At 71.4% G+C, this 15,818-nt stretch carries 13 protein-coding genes; 5 read left to right on the forward strand and 8 right to left on the reverse strand.

Annotation, left to right across the window (positions count from 1 at the left end; genetic code table 11):
• Positions 1-36 precede the first annotated feature (36 nt).
• Genes AB0M88_RS01685 through AB0M88_RS01695 form a run of 3 tightly spaced genes read right to left on the reverse strand, consistent with a single transcriptional unit; the run spans position 37 to position 4,126 of the window.
• Positions 37-2,568, reverse strand: a complete 2,532-nt coding sequence (locus AB0M88_RS01685; RefSeq protein ID WP_364093821.1) for a polynucleotide kinase-phosphatase — start codon at positions 2,566-2,568, stop codon at positions 37-39.
• Positions 2,565-3,935, reverse strand: a complete 1,371-nt coding sequence (locus AB0M88_RS01690) for a 3' terminal RNA ribose 2'-O-methyltransferase Hen1 (protein WP_364093824.1) — start codon at positions 3,933-3,935, stop codon at positions 2,565-2,567. The genes AB0M88_RS01685 and AB0M88_RS01690 overlap by 4 nt, the downstream gene beginning before the upstream one ends.
• 32 nt (positions 3,936-3,967) lie before the next feature.
• Positions 3,968-4,126 carry a hypothetical protein gene (locus AB0M88_RS01695; protein WP_364093825.1) on the reverse strand — a complete coding sequence of 53 codons (159 nt, stop codon included), beginning with the start codon at positions 4,124-4,126 and terminating at the stop codon, positions 3,968-3,970.
• Positions 4,127-4,318: 192 nt separating this feature from the next.
• Here AB0M88_RS01695 and fbaA point away from each other — a divergent pair, with 192 nt between their 5' ends.
• Together fbaA and AB0M88_RS01705 are read left to right on the forward strand one after the other, a co-directional pair.
• Positions 4,319-5,344, forward strand: a complete 1,026-nt coding sequence (fbaA, locus tag AB0M88_RS01700) for a class II fructose-bisphosphate aldolase (protein WP_364093827.1) — start codon at positions 4,319-4,321, stop codon at positions 5,342-5,344.
• 111 nt (positions 5,345-5,455) lie between these two features.
• The gene (locus AB0M88_RS01705) at positions 5,456-5,971 is read left to right on the forward strand and encodes a hypothetical protein (RefSeq protein WP_364093828.1); all 516 of its coding nucleotides are present in this window, start codon (positions 5,456-5,458) and stop codon (positions 5,969-5,971) included.
• Here AB0M88_RS01705 and AB0M88_RS01710 read toward each other — a convergent pair.
• Entirely contained in the window at positions 5,968-7,140 is a 1,173-nt protein-coding gene (locus tag AB0M88_RS01710) for a hypothetical protein (protein ID WP_364093829.1), read from the reverse strand. The genes AB0M88_RS01705 and AB0M88_RS01710 overlap by 4 nt on opposite strands.
• An 18-nt stretch (positions 7,141-7,158) precedes the next feature.
• Here AB0M88_RS01710 and AB0M88_RS01715 point away from each other — a divergent pair, with 18 nt between their 5' ends.
• Both AB0M88_RS01715 and AB0M88_RS01720 read left to right on the forward strand, forming a co-directional pair.
• On the forward strand, positions 7,159-8,151 hold the full coding sequence (locus tag AB0M88_RS01715) for an ADP-ribosylglycohydrolase family protein (protein WP_364093832.1): 993 nt from the start codon (positions 7,159-7,161) through the stop codon (positions 8,149-8,151).
• Between the two features lie 58 nt (positions 8,152-8,209).
• Positions 8,210-8,632, forward strand: a complete 423-nt coding sequence (locus tag AB0M88_RS01720) for a DUF3151 domain-containing protein (protein ID WP_364093833.1) — start codon at positions 8,210-8,212, stop codon at positions 8,630-8,632.
• 6 nt (positions 8,633-8,638) lie between these two features.
• Here the strand turns inward: AB0M88_RS01720 and AB0M88_RS01725 are convergent, their stop codons facing one another.
• The 3 genes from AB0M88_RS01725 to AB0M88_RS01735 form a co-directional block, all read right to left on the reverse strand.
• A complete protein-coding gene (locus AB0M88_RS01725) occupies positions 8,639-10,786 on the reverse strand; it encodes a chromosome partitioning protein (RefSeq protein ID WP_364093968.1) in 2,148 nt (715 codons plus the stop codon).
• A gap of 794 nt (positions 10,787-11,580) precedes the next feature.
• Positions 11,581-12,534 (reverse strand): diacylglycerol kinase family protein, encoded by a 954-nt coding sequence (locus tag AB0M88_RS01730; protein ID WP_364093835.1) that lies wholly within the window; start codon positions 12,532-12,534, stop codon positions 11,581-11,583.
• Position 12,535: 1 nt separating this feature from the next.
• Complete coding sequence (locus AB0M88_RS01735; RefSeq protein ID WP_364093837.1) at positions 12,536-13,828, reverse strand: adenylosuccinate synthase; 1,293 nt, start codon at positions 13,826-13,828, stop codon at positions 12,536-12,538.
• A gap of 118 nt (positions 13,829-13,946) precedes the next feature.
• Between AB0M88_RS01735 and purD the strand changes: the two genes are divergently transcribed.
• Positions 13,947-15,188 (forward strand): phosphoribosylamine--glycine ligase, encoded by a 1,242-nt coding sequence (purD, locus tag AB0M88_RS01740; RefSeq protein WP_364093840.1) that lies wholly within the window; start codon positions 13,947-13,949, stop codon positions 15,186-15,188.
• A gap of 85 nt (positions 15,189-15,273) precedes the next feature.
• Here purD and AB0M88_RS01745 read toward each other — a convergent pair whose 3' ends face one another.
• On the reverse strand, positions 15,274-15,726 hold the full coding sequence (locus AB0M88_RS01745; RefSeq protein ID WP_364093842.1) for an SCP2 sterol-binding domain-containing protein: 453 nt from the start codon (positions 15,724-15,726) through the stop codon (positions 15,274-15,276).
• Between the last annotated feature and the right edge of the window lie 92 nt (positions 15,727-15,818).

A 15,818-nucleotide genomic window follows, 5' to 3' on the forward strand; every position in this document is an offset into this window, starting at 1 on the left:
TACCTGTTCGATTCCTGTGGAAACACCGACACCGCGTCAGAGGCGGGGGTCGACCGGCTCCGACTCGGCCGCCAGGATCGCGAACACCAGCTCGTGGACGCGCCAGGTCGGTGCGCCCTCGGCCAGCCGGTCGAGCGCGGCCAGGCCGAGCCCGTGCTCGAGCAGGGCCAGCGAGCGCTTGCGGCCGAGACGCCGGTTGCGCAGGCGTTCCAGCTGCTCCGGGCGGGTGTACTCGGGTCCGTAGATGATCCGCAGGTACTCGCGGCCACGGCACTTGACGCCGGGCTGCACGAGGCGGCCCTTGTCGTTGGTGACGGCCAGGCCCGCGTACGGCTTGACGACCATGCCCTCGCCACCGGCCGCGGTCAGCGCCAGCCACCAGTCGGTGGCCGCCGCCTCGGACGCCGGGTCGGCCAGCTCGACGACCATCCGCCGGGTCGGGGTGAACAGGCCCGGGTCGGTGGTGACCAGCCGGTCGGCGAGGGTCAGGTGCCAGCCGTGGTCGCGGTCGGCGTAGGAGACGCCGGCGCCGGCCAGTACGGCGAACGGGGCCAGGGTCACCCCGGCGAGGCCGTCGGTCGGCTTCACGTACGCCCGGTAGGCGGCCGAGTAGCTGTCGATCTCGGACGAGCGCAGCTCGATGCGGTCGCGCAGGGCGGCCACGTCGAGCCCGCGGGCGGCCGCCCGGTCGAGTACGCCCAGGGCCGCCGGGAGTGCGCTGCGGCCGGCCGCGCCGACGCTCGCGTACTGGTCGCGGATGAGGCCGCCCGCCTTGGCCGACCAGGGCAGCAGCTCGGTGTCGAGCAGCAGCCAGTCGGTGTCGAGGTCGGCGAACAACGAAGAGGCCGCCTTCCGGACCCGGGCGAGCAGCGGCTGGTCCAGGGCCGGACCGAAGAACGGCCGCCCGGTCCGGGTCCAGATCGCGTCCCCGGTGCCGTCGCGCGAGACACGGACGACCGCCCGCGAGCCCATGTGCTTCTCCTCGCACACCACCCGGTCGATTCCGGCGTGGCGCAGGTCGGCGAAGGCCGAGGCCGGGTGCTCGAGGAAGCCGTCGAGGAAAGGCGAGCCTTTAGTCTGATCGAGGGCGGTGGGCGGGGCGGTTGGATGGGAGCAGGGCGCCATGGTCGGCGGCAGCCAGACCAGCGTCGCCGGGTCGAGCGCGAACCGGCTCATCACCTCGAGCGCCGCCGCCGCGTTCTCGGCCGCGACCGTGGTGCGGCCGTAGCCGTAGTCGAGATGCTTGCGCCCGACCACGTCGGCCAGGTCGAGGCCCTCGTCGACGCGCGCGGGCTCAGCCAGTGGCCGGACCGGCTCGTAGTACTCGCGGGCCGCGGGCACCGAGACCAGCTCGCGGGACGGCCAGCGCAGCGCGGTCAGCGAGCCGCCGAACACGCAACCGGTGTCGAGACAGATCGTGTTGTTGATCCACTCCGGCTTGGGCGTCGGGGTGTGGCCGTAGACGACCGCGGCCGGGCCCCGGTAGTCGCGGGCCCACGGGTAGCGGACCGGCAGGCCGTACTCGTCGGTCTCGCCGGTGGTCTCGCCGTACAGCGCGAAGCTGCGCACCCGGCCCGAGGTGCGGCCCTGATAGGCCTCCTTGAGGCCGGCGTGCGCCACCACCAGCCGGCCCTCGTCGAGCACGTAGTGGCTGACCAGGCCCTCGATGAAGACGCGCACCTCCTCGGTGAACGAGGGCGGCTCGGCCTCGAGCTGGGCCAGGGTCTCCGGCAGGCCGTGGGTGAGCTGCACGTTGCGGCCGTTCAGCTTGCGAGCCAGCTTCTGCTCGTGGTTGCCGGGCACACAGATCGCGGTGCCGGCCGCGACCATGCCCATGACCAGGCGCAGCACGCCCGGCGAGTCGGGACCGCGGTCGACCAGGTCACCGACGAAGACGGCCTTGCGGCCCTCCGGATGCGTGCCGCCGACCGGGCGGGCGGCTTCATCCCGTACGAGGTGGTAGCCGAGCCTCTGCAGGAGGGTCTCCAATTCCTGGCGGCAGCCGTGCACGTCGCCGATGATGTCGAACGGCCCGGTCTCGTCGCGCCGGTCGTTGAAGAGCTTCTCGTAGCGGATCTCGGCCGCTTCGATCTCTTCCACGCCGCGCAGCACGTGCACCTTGCGGAAGCCCTCGCGGGACAGCGAGCGCAGCGAACGGCGCAGGTCGCCGTGCATCCGGGTGAGAACCCGGCGGTCGAACAGGCGGTCCGGTCGCGCCTGGGTGCGTTCCCAGGCCACCGATTCCGGTACGTCGAGGACGACCGCCACCGGCAGTACGTCGTGCTCGCGCGCCAGTTTGACCAGGGCGGCCCGGCCGTGCGGCTGGAGGTTGGTCGCGTCGACCACGGTCAGCCGGCCGGCGGCGAGCCGCTTGCCGGCCACGTAGTGCAGCGCGTCGAAGGCGTCGGCCGAGGCGGACTGGTCGTTCTCGTCGTCAGCGATCAGGCCGCGGAAGAAGTCCGAGGAGAGCACCTGGGTCGGGGCGAAGTGGGCGCGCGCGAAGGTCGACTTGCCCGAGCCGGAGATGCCGACCAGCGCGACGAGCGCGAGTTCCGGGATGTCGATCATGCTGTCACGTCACTTTCGGTGCTTTCGGTGAAAAGGGCGAGCTGGGTCGGGGCGCCGGTGTCGTCGTGCGCCTCGCCGACCCCGCGGAACGACACCGCGTAACCGTGCTCGGCGGCGACCCGCTGTGCCCACGCCTCGAACTCGGCCCGGGTCCACTCGAAGCGGTGGTCCGAGTGCCGCATGCCGGCCAGGCCCTCGTAGTGCACGTTGTATTCGGAGTTGGGCGTGGTCACGACGACGGCCCGCGGACGGGCGTGCCCGAAGACGTTGGCCTCCAGGGCGGGCAGCCGCGGTGGGTCGACGTGCTCGATGACCTCCATCAGCACGGCCGCGTCGTAGCCGCGCAGCCGGTCGTCCCGGTAGGTCAGCGCGGACTGGCGCAGCGTGATGCGGTCGCGCTCCCGGTCGGGCAGGCGGTCGAGCCGCAGCCGGCGGCCGGCCATCTCGAGCGCCCGGGACGAGACGTCGGCCCCGACGATCTCGGTGAACCGGCGGTCCTTGACCAGCGCGGTCAGCAGCGCCCCGCCGCCGCACCCGAGGTCGAGCACCCGGGCCGCGTCGACCTCGGCCAGCGCGGCCAGCACCGCGTCGCGTCGCTGCTCGGCCAGCGTGACCTTGCGGGCGACCGGCAGCTCGGCCTCCTCCTCGGTCGCCGGCTCGGCCGCCTCCAGCTGGGCCAGGGCGCTCGTCGCGTACGCCTTGCGGTGCGCGAGATAGCGGCGGGCGATCAGCACCTTCTCGGGGTGGCCGGCGAGCCAGCCCGCGCCCGACCGCAGGAGCTTGTCGATCTCGTCGGGCGCGACCCAGTAGTGCTTGGCGTCGTCCAGGACGGGCAGGAGGACGTACAGGTGGTTGAGCGCGTCGGAAAGCTTGAGGTGACCGGTGAGCCGGAGTTCGACGTAGCGGCTGTCGCCGCCGATTTCCGGCTCGAACGGAATCGGGGTGGCCTCGACCTGCCAGCCGAGAGGCTCGAAGAGCCGGACGGTCAGACTCTCGGTGCCGCGGAGCACGGGTACGCCGATCTCCAGCGGGATGCGCTCGGACGCCAACTCGGGACGGTCCCGGGAGGCGCCGCGCAGCGCGGTGCGGAAGACCTTGGCGATCGCGCCGGCGAGCAGGCTGGACGCCGCGTACGGGCGGTCGTTGACGTACTGCCCGAGCTCGAAGGTGTCCTGCTGGGCGCGCAGCCGCTGTGGATCGACGTCGAGCAGCAGCGCCGCGGTGCAGCGCTCCTCGCCCGCCTCCGGGTACATGACGTACGCCGTGCCGGTCGGCACGTCGAAGGCGTGCACCTTGTCGGGGTGCTTGACCAGCAGATAGCCGAGATCGGTCGCCGGTCGATGAGTGGTCGATACGGTAAGCAGCACGGGCTAATGATCAACCCGGGCCGTCCTACCGCTCAACGGTATTCATCGTCCAACTCGACCACCCGCGCCTCGTCGTCGCCCGCCGCCTCGTCGGCCTCGTCGTCGTCGGGCCGGTCCGGGACGGCGCTGGTCGCCTGCTCGGCCGCATCTTCGAGCGGTGTCTCCAGGTCGTCGTTCTCCGGGTAGGTCATGTCCTGACTCCTTCCCCCGTCCCTCAGTAGCACAAACCGGGCGTCCTCCGGGAGGGTCCGGGAATTCCGGCCGCGAGTTTCGGGGCGGTTTCCACCCCCGCCGGCGACTGCGGAATACTGCCGGAAGGAGGACAGCGCGGTCCTGGCCCTCTAGATCTTTTTTAAAGACGCAACTGAGCAAGGAGCGCACCGATGCCCATCGCTTCTCCCGAGGTCTACGCCGAGATGCTCGACCGCGCCAAGGCCGGCGCGTTCGCCTACCCGGCGATCAACGTGACGTCCTCGCAGACTCTCAACGCGGCCCTGCAGGGCTTCACCGAGGCCGGCAGCGACGGCATCGTCCAGATCTCCACCGGCGGCGCCGAGTACGCGTCCGGCCCGACCGTCAAAAACATGATCACCGGCGCGGTCGCCCTGGCCGAGTACGCGACCGAGGTCGCCAAGAACTACCCGGTCAACGTCGCTCTCCACACCGACCACTGCCCCAAGAACAAGCTCGACGGGTACGTCCGCCCGCTGCTCGCGCTCAGCAAGGAGCGCGTCGCCAACGGCCGCGCGCCGCTGTTCCAGTCGCACATGTGGGACGGCTCGGCCGTGCCGATCGACGAGAACCTGCGGATCGCCGAGGAGCTGCTGCGTGACGCGGCGGCGGCGCACATCATCCTCGAGATCGAGGTCGGCGTCGTGGGCGGCGAGGAGGACGGCGTCGTCGGCGCGATCGACGACAAGCTCTACTCGACGGTCGAGGACGGCCTGGCCACCGCCGCCGTGCTCGGGCTGGGCGAAAAGGGCCGTTACATGACCGCCCTGACCTTCGGCAACGTGCACGGCGTCTACAAGCCGGGCAACGTCAAGCTGCGCCCCGAGATCCTCAAGGAGATCCAGGACGCGGTCGGCGCCAAGTACGGCAAGGAGAAGCCGTTCGACCTGGTCTTCCACGGTGGTTCGGGCTCGCTGCTGTCGGAGATCCAGGGCGCGCTGGACTTCGGCGTGGTCAAGATGAACATCGACACGGACACGCAGTACGCGTTCACCCGCCCGGTCGCCGACCACATGCTGAAGAACTACGACGGCGTGCTGAAGATCGACGGCGAGGTCGGCAACAAGAAGGCGTACGACCCGCGGGCGTGGGGCAAGCTGGCCGAGAACGGCCTGGCCAAGCGCGTTGTCGAGGCGTGCGAAAACCTCCGCTCGACCGGCACCACCCTCTCGAAGTAAACGCCACGTCAGGGTCGGTCCTCGTTCGCGGGGACCGACCCTGTTCGTGTTGCCGGACCACTGATACCCGTGGGTACGATCGTCCCTCCCCGTAAACGGAGGTTCAAGATCGTGCTCGGTATCGAGGGCTATGAACCGGCGTGGCACCACGACGCCGAGGCTCTCGCCGCCGTCCATCGCACCCGGTTCGTGCGGCTCATCGGCCGCCGACTGCGTTCCGGCTGGCTGATGTGGGACATGGCCGAGCGGGGCTGGTTCGCCGACGGCCCGGTCATTCTCGACTTCGGAAACACGAACGTCGAAATCACCCACCGCAAGTTCGACGAGTGCGCGATCACGTGGGACCAGATCGACATGAACGTCCCCATCGACTGGTACGAGCATTTCGACTGGCGGCCCGACCCGCACCCGGCGCTGCGCAACGCGCGCGGCCAGATCCTGCGCGCGGTCAACATCATCGAACTGATCACCGTGGCCGACTGGCGGCCGCGGATCCTGCACGCGGTCGAGTTCCTCTTCGAGGACGCCCGGCTGGCGATCTACAACGCGATGGACGAGAACGGCCTCACCGACGTGCCCGAGGACGAACTGCCGGTCACCAACTGGCGCCGCGTCCACGTCGCCTAGGTGGACAGCGCCGCCATGGCCTCGTCGAGGGAGTCGGTGACGACGACGAGGTGGGACTGGTCGCCGTGGGGTGACTTGGCCAGCAGCGGCCGCAGCAGGGCCTCCACCGGCAGGTCGCGCCAGTGTGCCCGGTCGAGGAAGACGAAGGCGCCGGACGGGCCGTCGGTCTGGTAGAAGGTCTTCGTCGCGGCCTGGAAGACCTCCTGGACCGTGCCGGCCCAGCCGGGCGCGAACACGATGCCGCCGCGGGCCAGGCGCAGGATCGAGTCCTCGCGCACCGCGTTCGAGAAATACTTGCCGATCTGCCCGGCGAACAGGTTGGCCGGCTCGTGGCCGTACAACCAGGTCGGCAGCGCCAGGCCGCCGTGCCGCAGCTTGCCCAGCACATCGGTGGCCGCGGTCGGCGGGGCCGGAAAGGCCGCGCGCACATCGAGGGCCGCCGCCGTGTACGGGTCGTGGTCGTCGAAGTGCGGTGCCGCGGCCAGCCGGTCGATCGCCGCCTGCAACTGGGTCGCCGGGCGGGCGGCGAAGTAGGAGCCGAGGTTGGCCGCCTCCATCACGCCCGGGCCGCCACCGGTCACGATGAGCCGGCCCACCGTGGCCAGCCGCCAGGCCAGCGTGGCCGCCATCCGGTAGGCGTCGGAGCCGCGCCGCGCCGCGTGCCCGCCCATGATACCGACCGCGCGCTTCGCCCCGTGGGTGTGGACCCACGCGTCGACCGCCTTGCCGAGCGCGTTGTCGATGCCGGCGTCGTGCAGTCGCTGGGCGAGCGCCTCGCGGATGTCCGGAGTGGCGCCGCCGTGCTCGAGGAAGTGCTGGTAGACCTGGCTGTCGTACATGCCGGCGAAGCCGCCCTGGGCGAAGCCGAACGAGAGATCCTCGGGCGTGTAGAGGGTCGCCGGGTGGGTCGGATAGGGCCGCGTGTCGAACGGAGGCACCAGGTGCGCGCCGCGGCGGAGCAGGTCGATCTCGACCTCGGCGGTCGACAGACGACAGCCGACGAAGAGCGTGTCGGAGACGTCGACGCCGGTGAAGTCGGGCGGCTCCAGGTCGAGGCGGAGCCCGAGGATGACCAGGCCGGCCAGCGAGTGCCGGGCCAGGTGCAGATCGAATTCGGCCCGCGACTCGACTTCGAAGGCAGTGTCGTCAAAAGGGAGATCCACGGGCATGCCCGTAGGGTAGCCACCATGAAAAACACCGCCTCGGGCGCGCTCTTCGGCCTCGCCTACGGCGATGCGCTGGGCAAGCCCACCGAATTCCAGACGTACGCCGAGATCGTCGCCGAATACGGCCCGCAGGGTCCGCGCGAGTTGACCGGCGAGCCGGCGCTCGTCACCGACGACACCCAGATGACGCTCGCGGTCGGCGAGGGCATCCTGGCCGCCGGCGCGTTCACACCCGAGGCTCTGGCGCCGGCCTGGCGGGACGCGTTCGTGGCCTGGGCGTCCAGCCCCGACAACAACCGGGCGCCGGGGATGACCTGCCTGCGGGCGTGCGGGATGCTCGCCGAGGGCCGCGGCTGGGTCGAGGCGAGCCAGATCGGGTCCAACGGCTGCGGGGCCAACATGCGGGTGGCGCCGGTCGCGCTGGTGCCCGGGCTGAGCGACGACGAGCTCGCCGGCGGGGCCCAACTGCAGGCCGGGCTCACCCATGGGCATCCGACCGGGCTGGCGGCGAGCGAGCTCACCGCGTACGCGATCAAGCTGTTGCGTGACGGCCTGGCGCCGAACGACCTGATCGCCGCGTTGCGGGCGCGCAGCGCCCAGCAGCGGACCGTCTACCGCGGCGACTGGCTCGGTGACCTGTGGAAGCGTTCGCGGGAGCGGTCGGCGGAGGAGTTCATCGCGCTCGGCTGGGACGAGTCGGCGGCGGCGCTGGAGCGGGTCGCCGAAGGGCTGGCGGCCGGGCCCTTCGAGGGCGACCCGTGCCTGGTCACCGGGGCCGGCTGGGTGGCCGAGGAGGCGTTGGCGACCGCGCTGTACTGCTACCTGATCTCGCCCGGCGACCCGGTTGCGGTGGTGGCCCGTGGGGCGGCATCGTCGGGTGATTCAGATTCGATCGCGTGCCTCGCCGGGTCATTCGCGGGAGCGGCGCTCGGAATGCCGGCCTGGCCCGATTCGTGGTCGCAGCGGATCGAATATCGGGATCGGTTGACCCGTCTCGGGAGCACCTGGGACTGAGATCATCCGTTTCCGGCCCCGGGGGAATTCACGCCGGTCGGACCGGTTGAATGGGGGCATGCAGAACCTCCTTCCCGAGCCTCCTGCCACCCTGCTTCCCGCAGACCAGGCTGCCGACCAGGCCCTCGCCGACGCCGAGGCGGCCGGCACCACCGACGCACTCAAGGCCGTCGCGGCGGCCTATCCCGCTTTCAGCGGCGCCTGGGGCGCCCTCGCCGCCGGGTCACTCGAGGCCGGCGAGCCGGTCACCGCCTATGCGTACGCGCGGACCGGTTACCACCGCGGCCTCGACGCGCTGCGCCGCAACGGTTGGAAGGGCCACGGGCCGATCCCGTGGTCGCACGAGCCCAACCAGGGTTTCCTGCGCTGCCTGTACGCACTGTCGAAGGCCGCGGCCGAGATCGGCGAGGCGGACGAGGCGGCCCGGTGTGCCCAGTTCCTGCGCGACAGCGACCCCGCGGCGGCCGACGCCCTCGCCTGATCTCGCTTACAGACCTTCGGCGACCGCTGCCGCGATCTTGAGCCACGCGTCCTTCGTGCCGGCGGACAACTGGCCGTAGCGCAGCGGCTCGCCGGAGTCGATCATCTTCTCGTAGGGCGCGAGCAGCACCGCCCGGGTGCGGGCCGCGAAGTGCCGCTGGATCGCCGGCAGGTCGATGTCTTTGCGGGTCGGCGGCATCGAGACGATGCTGACCGCCTGGCGTACGAGCCGCTGGCGGCCGCTCTGCTCCAGGTGGTCGAGCATCCGGGCGGCGGTCTCGGCCGAGTCGTTACGGGCCGACATCGTGATCACCAGTTGATCGGTGGCGTCCATGGCCGCCTGCCAGTTCTGGGCCCGAACGTTGTTGCCGGTGTCCACAAAGATCAGTTTGTAGAACCGGCTCACAATCTCCCGGATCTCGGCGAACGCGCTGGCCGTGAGCATCTCGCCGGCGGTAGCGCTTTCGTCGCTCGCCAGCACGTCGAACATGCCCTCGCCCTGCGCCCGAACATATTGCGACAAGTCGCCCACGCGGCCGTGCGCGCCCCGGAACAGGTGCAGGTCGCGCATCATGTCCCGCACCGTACGGGCGTGGAAATCCTGCTGGGCCCGCATGCCGAGGGTGCCCTGGGTCTCGTTGTTGTCCCAGGCCAGCACATAGCCGCCCCGCTTCTGCCCGAACGTCATCGCCAGCAGCAGAACGGCGATGGTCTTGCCTGCGCCACCCTTGGGGTTGACCACGGTCACCTGTCGCAGGCCACCGAAGTTACGGCGGACCATCTCGACATCCTGCTTGAACTCGACCTCATGCCGGCCCGGGGCCAGCTTGACCAGGCCCATCGTGCCCTTCCGGAGCAGCGCACGGGCACCCATGGTGGCGGTCGGTTCGGCCTGCTTGGCCATCCGCCGCCGGGCAAACTCCTCGGCCGTCGGGGTGTCGGAGACCCAGGGCAGGTCCTGGAACGGGTCGACGCTCGGGCCGGGCGGTGCGGTCGGGTCGGCGCCCTGGTTGATCTGCGGATGAGGCGGCAGGGCCCGGGGGTCGACCGTAGGCGGGTAGGGGCCGGGCGGCCGTTGACCGGGGATGGGCTGCTGGGTGGGGGCGCCGACGTAGGGAGCTTGGCCGTAACCGTAGGGGCCGGGGGGTTGGGGGGTGCCGGGGGGTGCGGGATGGGGCTGAGGGATGCCGGGGGGTGCTGGGTGCGGTTGGGCTGTTTGTGGGTGGGTGGGGTGGGGCTGGTTGGGGTGCTGCGGGGCTGCGCCCGGGTGGGGCTGGGCGGTGCCGGGCGGGGTTGGGTGCGGTTGAGCCAAGCCCGCGGCTGTGGGGTTGGCCTGCGCGGGGCCGGGTTGGGGCGGCATGCCGGGCTGCGTTTGGTCGGCCTGCGTCTGGCCGGCCTGCGTCTGGCCGGGCTGCGCTTGGCCGGCCTGCGTCTGGTCGGGTTGCGTTTGGCCGGGCTGGGTTTGGCCGGGCTGGGCCCCGTGCGGCTGGGTCGAGTAGGTGCCCGAAGCGCTGGCGTGCATCCCGGCGGTCTGAACGTGGCCCGGGTGACCGGGAGCGGCAGGCGCCGGCAGGGCGCTGGTCGGGTGAGGGCCTGGCTGCGTCGGCACGTGGGCACTGCCGTGGGCAGACCCGGTGGTCGGGGCCGCTGGGGTGCTGCCCTGGGCGGACCCGGTGGCCGGGCCCGCTGCGGTGCTGCCGCGGGCGGAACCGGTGGTCGGCCCAGCTCCTGGCCCGGAAGTCGGGGAGGAACCCGATCGCGAACTCGGGGAGCTAGCCGGGCCCGACGTCGGAGCGGCCGCCGAGCCGAAAGCCGGGGCTCCCGCCCGGCCCGAAGCCGGGCCGGCCGTCGGTCCGGAAGTTGGCGTGGTCGCGGACCCGAAAGTTGGAACGCCGGCCGGACCGGAGGTGGGTGCGGTGGCCGAGCCGGAGGCAGGGGCGGCGGCCGGGCCGGGCGCGGCGGCTGATCCAACCGCCGGACCGGAGGTGGGCGCGGCGGTTGGACCGGAGGTCGGCGCGGCCGTGGAATTTCCGGGGCGGTAGATCGGGCCGGAAGCCGAACTCGAGGTCGGTGCCGACGGCGGCGTCTCGGGTCGGTAGATCGCGCCGTTGTGGGCGCCGTCGCTCGAGGCGTCGTCGGAGGCGTCGCGCGGCATCACCGTCGGGTAATAGCCGGGGCGCTCGCCGCCGGGAACCGCGGCCGAGGCAGTAGCCCGTGTTTCGGCGGGACCGGCTGGCGGTGACGGGCGGTGAGGAGGCTGCGACCAGGGCGAATCACTGTGGCCGGCATTCGGCTGGTCGCCCTCGCCGGGGCTGGGCGGTGGCGGCGCCGACGGGCCTGAGGTGGGCGCGGCGGCAAACGAAGGCACGGTGTGCGCCCCCGAATGATCGGCGGTGAGGTCGGTCGGATGACCGGCGCCGAGCTCGCGTCGGCTGTGCGCGCCCGACTGGTCGGGCGGCGCGGGCTGGGGCGGGGCGTAGCCCGTCGACGGGTCGGCGAAGCCGTTGGCGGCCGGCTCGAGGTTGGGCCAAGCCTGGGTCGGCGGGAAAGGCTGGGCCGGCGGGAAAGGCTGGGCCGGCGGGAAAGGCTGGGCCGGCGGGAAAGGCTGGGCCGACGGGAAAGGCTGGGCCGACGGCGGCTGCGGCGGAAAACTCAGGGCCTCGGCCGGCGGCGGGACCGGGATCGGCGGGTGGGCCGGCTGCTGGGGGATCGCTCCCGGTCGATAGACCCCGCCCGGCGGGGGCAGGGGGATGGCGGGCGGCGCCTCGTGGGGTACGGGCCGGCCGTGCACGGGCGCTTCCAGCTCGTCCTCGGCCCAGAACGGTTCCACGTCACGGTCGGGCGGTGTGGGGTTGTTGCCCGGGACGTAGACGCGGTCGGCGTGCTCGTCCTCCACGGATGGATCCTCCCCGTAGACCTATATCTCTATCTCCAGACTGGCACAGCCGGTCAGCCTGCGTACACCGCCCAGGCTCCGGGTTCGGTCCACCACGAGCGCTTGCGGTTGAGGGAGCCGGCCACCCCGTCGTCGAGGAAGGGCAGTTCGCCGTCGCGGGGGAGTACGGACACGGCGCGGCCGCGGGCGCGGCGCACCTCCATCTGGACTTTGGTGCCGCGGAAGCGCTGTTTGACCACGCGGGAGACGGCCACCGCGACCTCGACCTCGCCGTCGGTCGGGTTGCCCTCGGCGAGCAGCCGGAAGCCGTCGACCGAGGCGTAGGCGCCGCCGTTGCCGATCGCGCACGCCATGATCGGGTCGTTGCCGTCGGAGAGCACCGTCGAGTCGACCTCGACGCGCCCGCGCCAGGGCAGGGCCCGCCCGTCGGCGCCCGCCCCGCCGACCAGGGCGCCGTCCACAGTGACCGAGCCGCCGTCGTTGCGGAGCAGGTCGAGGCGCCGGGCCGAACCGTTGAGGACGGCGGAAGCAACCGCGGAAGGATCGCGGGGCAGGCCCAGCTGAGCGGCCAGATCGTCGGTCGACGACGGGTCGAGCGGAAGGATCGCCAGTGCCGGGAGGTCGGGAACGGTCCGGTCCTCGGCCAGGTCGGCCGGCCGCTTGCTCGGCGGGGGCGCGTACCTCCGAACGAGCCGTCGCACGACGGCCCGCAGTTGTCCGTCGGAAGCGGAAGCGACGATCAGCCGCAGTTTGCTGTCGGCGTCGGGCCAGCTCAGGCCGTCGGGGCGGGGTGGGCCGTCGAAGCGGGCGATCACCTCGTCGATCTCGGCGTCCGACTGAGCGGTGATCGTCTCGACGCGCGCGCCGGCCTTGGTCAGCGCCTCGGCGCAGCGCAGCACCGGCACCCTCGGAGCGCAAGGGTCGCGCTCCAGAGTCGAGCAAGCGCCTCCGCACGAGGAACCGCAGGACGAACCTTCGGCGAGCGAAAGGATGATGACGTCGTACACGTCAGGAGCCGCTCAGCACCGAGTGGCGCTCGATGACCGCCTCGCGGCCGGGGCCGACGCCGACGATCGAGACGCGGGCGCGGATGCGTTCCTCGACGAACTCGACGAAGCGCTGGGCGTCCTTGGGCAGGTCTTCGAAGCGGCGGCAGCCGGAGATGTCGGACTTCCAGCCGGGCAGCGTCTCGTAGATCGGTACGGCGTGGTGGAAGTCGGTCTGGTTGATCGGCATCTCGTCGTGGCGGACGCCGTTGACCTCGTAGGCCACGCAGACCGGAATCTCGTCCAGACCGTCGTAATTGTCCAACTTGGTCAGTGCGAAGTCGGTGACCCCGTTGATGCGCTGCGCGTAGCGCCCGATGACCAGGTCGAGCCAGCCGATGCGGCGCGGGCGGCCGGTGGTCGTGCCGTACTCGTGGCCGACCTCCCGCAGGTAGTCGCCGAACTTGTCGTGCAGCTCGGTCGGGAACGGGCCCTCGCCGACCCGCGACGTGAACGCCTTGAGCACCGCCACCACCCGGTCGATGCGGGTCGGCGGGATGCCGGAACCCGTGCACGCCCCGCCCGACGTCGCGTTGGAGCTGGTCACGAACGGGTAGGTGCCGTGGTCGACGTCGAGCAGGGTGGCCTGGCCGGCCTCGCAGAGCACGACCTTGCCCGCGTCGATCGCCTCGGACAGCTCCAGCGCGGTGTCGCCGACGTACGGCCGCAGGCGCTCCACGTACGAAAGGAGCTCGGCCACGACGTCGCCGGGCTTGACCGCCTGGCGGTTGTAGATCTTCGAAAGGACCTGGTTCTTGAAGCTCAGTGCCGCTTCGACCTTCTGCCGCAGGATCGACTCGTCGAAGAGGTCCTGGACGCGGACGCCGAGACGGTTCATCTTGTCGGCGTAGGTCGGGCCGATGCCGCGGCCGGTCGTGCCGATGCGGCGGGCGCCCAGATAACGCTCGCTGACCTTGTCGAGCGAGCGGTTGTACGACGGAATGACGTGCGCGTTCGCGCTGATGCGCATGCGGGACGTGTCGATGCCGCGGGCCTCGAGGCCGTCGATCTCGTGGAACAGCACACCGAGATCGACCACCACGCCGTTGCCGATCACCGGGGTCACACCCGGGGTGAGAATGCCGCTGGGCAGCAGATGCAAGGCGTACTTCTCGCCGTTGATCACCACGGTGTGACCCGCGTTGTTGCCACCGTTGAACTTGACCACGTAGTCAAGCCGGTCTCCCAGCAGGTCAGTGGCCTTGCCCTTGCCCTCGTCGCCCCATTGGGCGCCGACCAACACGATCACCGGCACTTCCGTGACGCCTTCCGTCGAACGGCTCGTACCAGGGGAAGCCCGGGTACTGCCGAAGTTTACGCGAAGGCCCTGCTGTGCGACGTGCGGAAGGACACCGCCGGTAGGATCCCTCGCCGTGCGCGTACTTCTGATCGGTTCCGGCGGCCGCGAGCACGCCATCGCCCTCGGCCTCGCCGCCGACCCGTCCGTCGACTTCCTGGCCGCCGCGCCCGGCAACCCGGGCATCGCCCGGGTCGCCGAGTTGCACGAGGTCACCGCCACCGACCCGGCGGCCGTGGCGGCCCTCGCGGTCGAGGTGGCGGCCGACCTGGCCATCGTCGGGCCGGAGGCGCCGCTGGTCGCCGGGGTGGCCGACGCGGTCCGGGCCAAGGGCATCGCCTGTTTCGGGCCGAGCGCGGCCGCGGCCCGGCTCGAGGGCTCGAAGGCGTTCGCCAAGGACGTGATGGCGGCGGCCGGTGTGCCGACCGCACTGTCCTATGCGTGCACCGACGAGGCGGCGGTGCGGCGCGCGCTCGACGACCTCGGCACGCCGTACGTGGTCAAGAACGACGGGCTCGCGGCCGGCAAGGGCGTCGTCGTCACCGACGACCGCGCGACGGCCGAGAAACACGCCGCCGACTGCGGCAAGGTCGTGATCGAGCAGTACCTGCCCGGCCCCGAGGTCTCACTCTTCGTGGTCACTGACGGCACGACGGCGCGGCCGCTGATGCCGGCGCAGGACTTCAAACGGCTCGCCGACGGCGACGCCGGGCCGAACACCGGCGGCATGGGGGCGTACGCGCCGCTCGACTGGGCGCCCGACGACCTCGTCCCGCAGGTGATGCGCGAGGTGGTCGAGCCGACGCTGGCCGAGATGCGCAAGCGGGAGACGCCGTTCGCGGGGCTGCTCTACGTGGGACTCGCGCTCACGCCGGACGGGCCGAAGGTGATCGAGTTCAACGCGCGGTTCGGCGACCCGGAGACCCAGGTGGTGCTGGCGCTGCTCGACACGCCGCTGGGCGGGTTGCTCAAGGCGGCCGCGACCGGGACGCTCGCCGCGCATCCGCCACTGCGCTGGCAGGAGGGCGCGGCGGTCACGGTCGTGGTGGCCAGTAAGGACTATCCGGGCACGCCGCGTACGGGAGACGTCATCGAGGGCGCGGAGCGCCCGGGCATCATCCACGCCGGCACCGCCCGCCGCGCCGACGGCGCGCTCATCTCGGCCGGCGGCCGGGTGCTCAGCGTGACCGCCACCGGCGCCGACCTGGCCGAGGCACGCGAGGCGGCTTACGCCCTGGTCGACGGCGTGCGCCTGGACGGCGCCCACTACCGCACCGACATCGCCCTGGGCGCCGTCGAGGACCGAATCAAGCTCTGACCCGCTGGCGTCGAGGTCGCTGACTTCGTACGGAAAAGTGAGAGGGAGCCGGCCCGCTGGGCCGGCTCCCTCTTGGCTTTGCGGCTCAGGCCTTCGGGATGTCGAAGAGCTTGGCGACCTGGGCGGCGAGCTCGAGGTCGCCCTTGGCCTTGATCTTGCCGGTCATGAACATCATCATCGGGTTGCCGTCGCCCGAGACGACCTTGAGGAACGTGACCGGGTCCATGGTCATGGCCAGTTTGGGGTCGCGGGCCGGCTGGTTGGTGACCGTGCAGGCGCCGTTTTCGATCACGGTTTCGTAGGTGTCGCTCGTGCCGCCGGCGCCGCCGGTGAGGATCCAGTGGATCACGGCCGAGGTGGAGCCGGCCTTGTCGGCGCGGAAGAGCGTCGGCATGCGGCCGAAGACCTCGTCGAGGATTTTGCCGCGCGAGTCGCCGGCCATGACCTCGGCGAGCTTCGAGTCGGGGGTGGTCTTGACGAGCTGAGCGAACTCCTTGGGGCCGATCGCGGAGAGCGACTCAACGTTGAAATCAGTCATCGGTGGACCTTTCAGGCGTGGAACCTACTCGTCGGTAACCCTAGCGACAATGCCGCCTCGACGAGCAGTCTGCCACTCCCAAATGACCGTTG

The organism is Actinoplanes sp. NPDC051411 (genome assembly GCF_040682075.1).
Classification (GTDB): Bacteria; Actinomycetota; Actinomycetes; order Mycobacteriales; family Micromonosporaceae; genus Actinoplanes.

Excerpts from the sequence above, each read along its gene's own strand:
- AB0M88_RS01685 (WP_364093821.1), bottom strand. The coding sequence starts at position 2,568 with ATGATCGACATCCCGGAACTCGCGCTCGTCGCGCTGGTCGGCATCTCC.
- AB0M88_RS01695 (WP_364093825.1), bottom strand. The coding sequence starts at position 4,126 with ATGACCTACCCGGAGAACGACGACCTGGAGACACCGCTCGAAGATGCG.
- fbaA (WP_364093827.1), top strand. The coding sequence starts at position 4,319 with ATGCCCATCGCTTCTCCCGAGGTCTACGCCGAGATGCTCGACCGCGCC.
- AB0M88_RS01710 (WP_364093829.1), bottom strand. The coding sequence starts at position 7,140 with ATGCCCGTGGATCTCCCTTTTGACGACACTGCCTTCGAAGTCGAGTCG.
- AB0M88_RS01715 (WP_364093832.1), top strand. The coding sequence starts at position 7,159 with ATGAAAAACACCGCCTCGGGCGCGCTCTTCGGCCTCGCCTACGGCGAT.
- AB0M88_RS01720 (WP_364093833.1), top strand. The coding sequence starts at position 8,210 with ATGCAGAACCTCCTTCCCGAGCCTCCTGCCACCCTGCTTCCCGCAGAC.
- AB0M88_RS01725 (WP_364093968.1), bottom strand. The coding sequence starts at position 10,786 with ATGCCGCGCGACGCCTCCGACGACGCCTCGAGCGACGGCGCCCACAAC.
- AB0M88_RS01745 (WP_364093842.1), bottom strand. The coding sequence starts at position 15,726 with ATGACTGATTTCAACGTTGAGTCGCTCTCCGCGATCGGCCCCAAGGAG.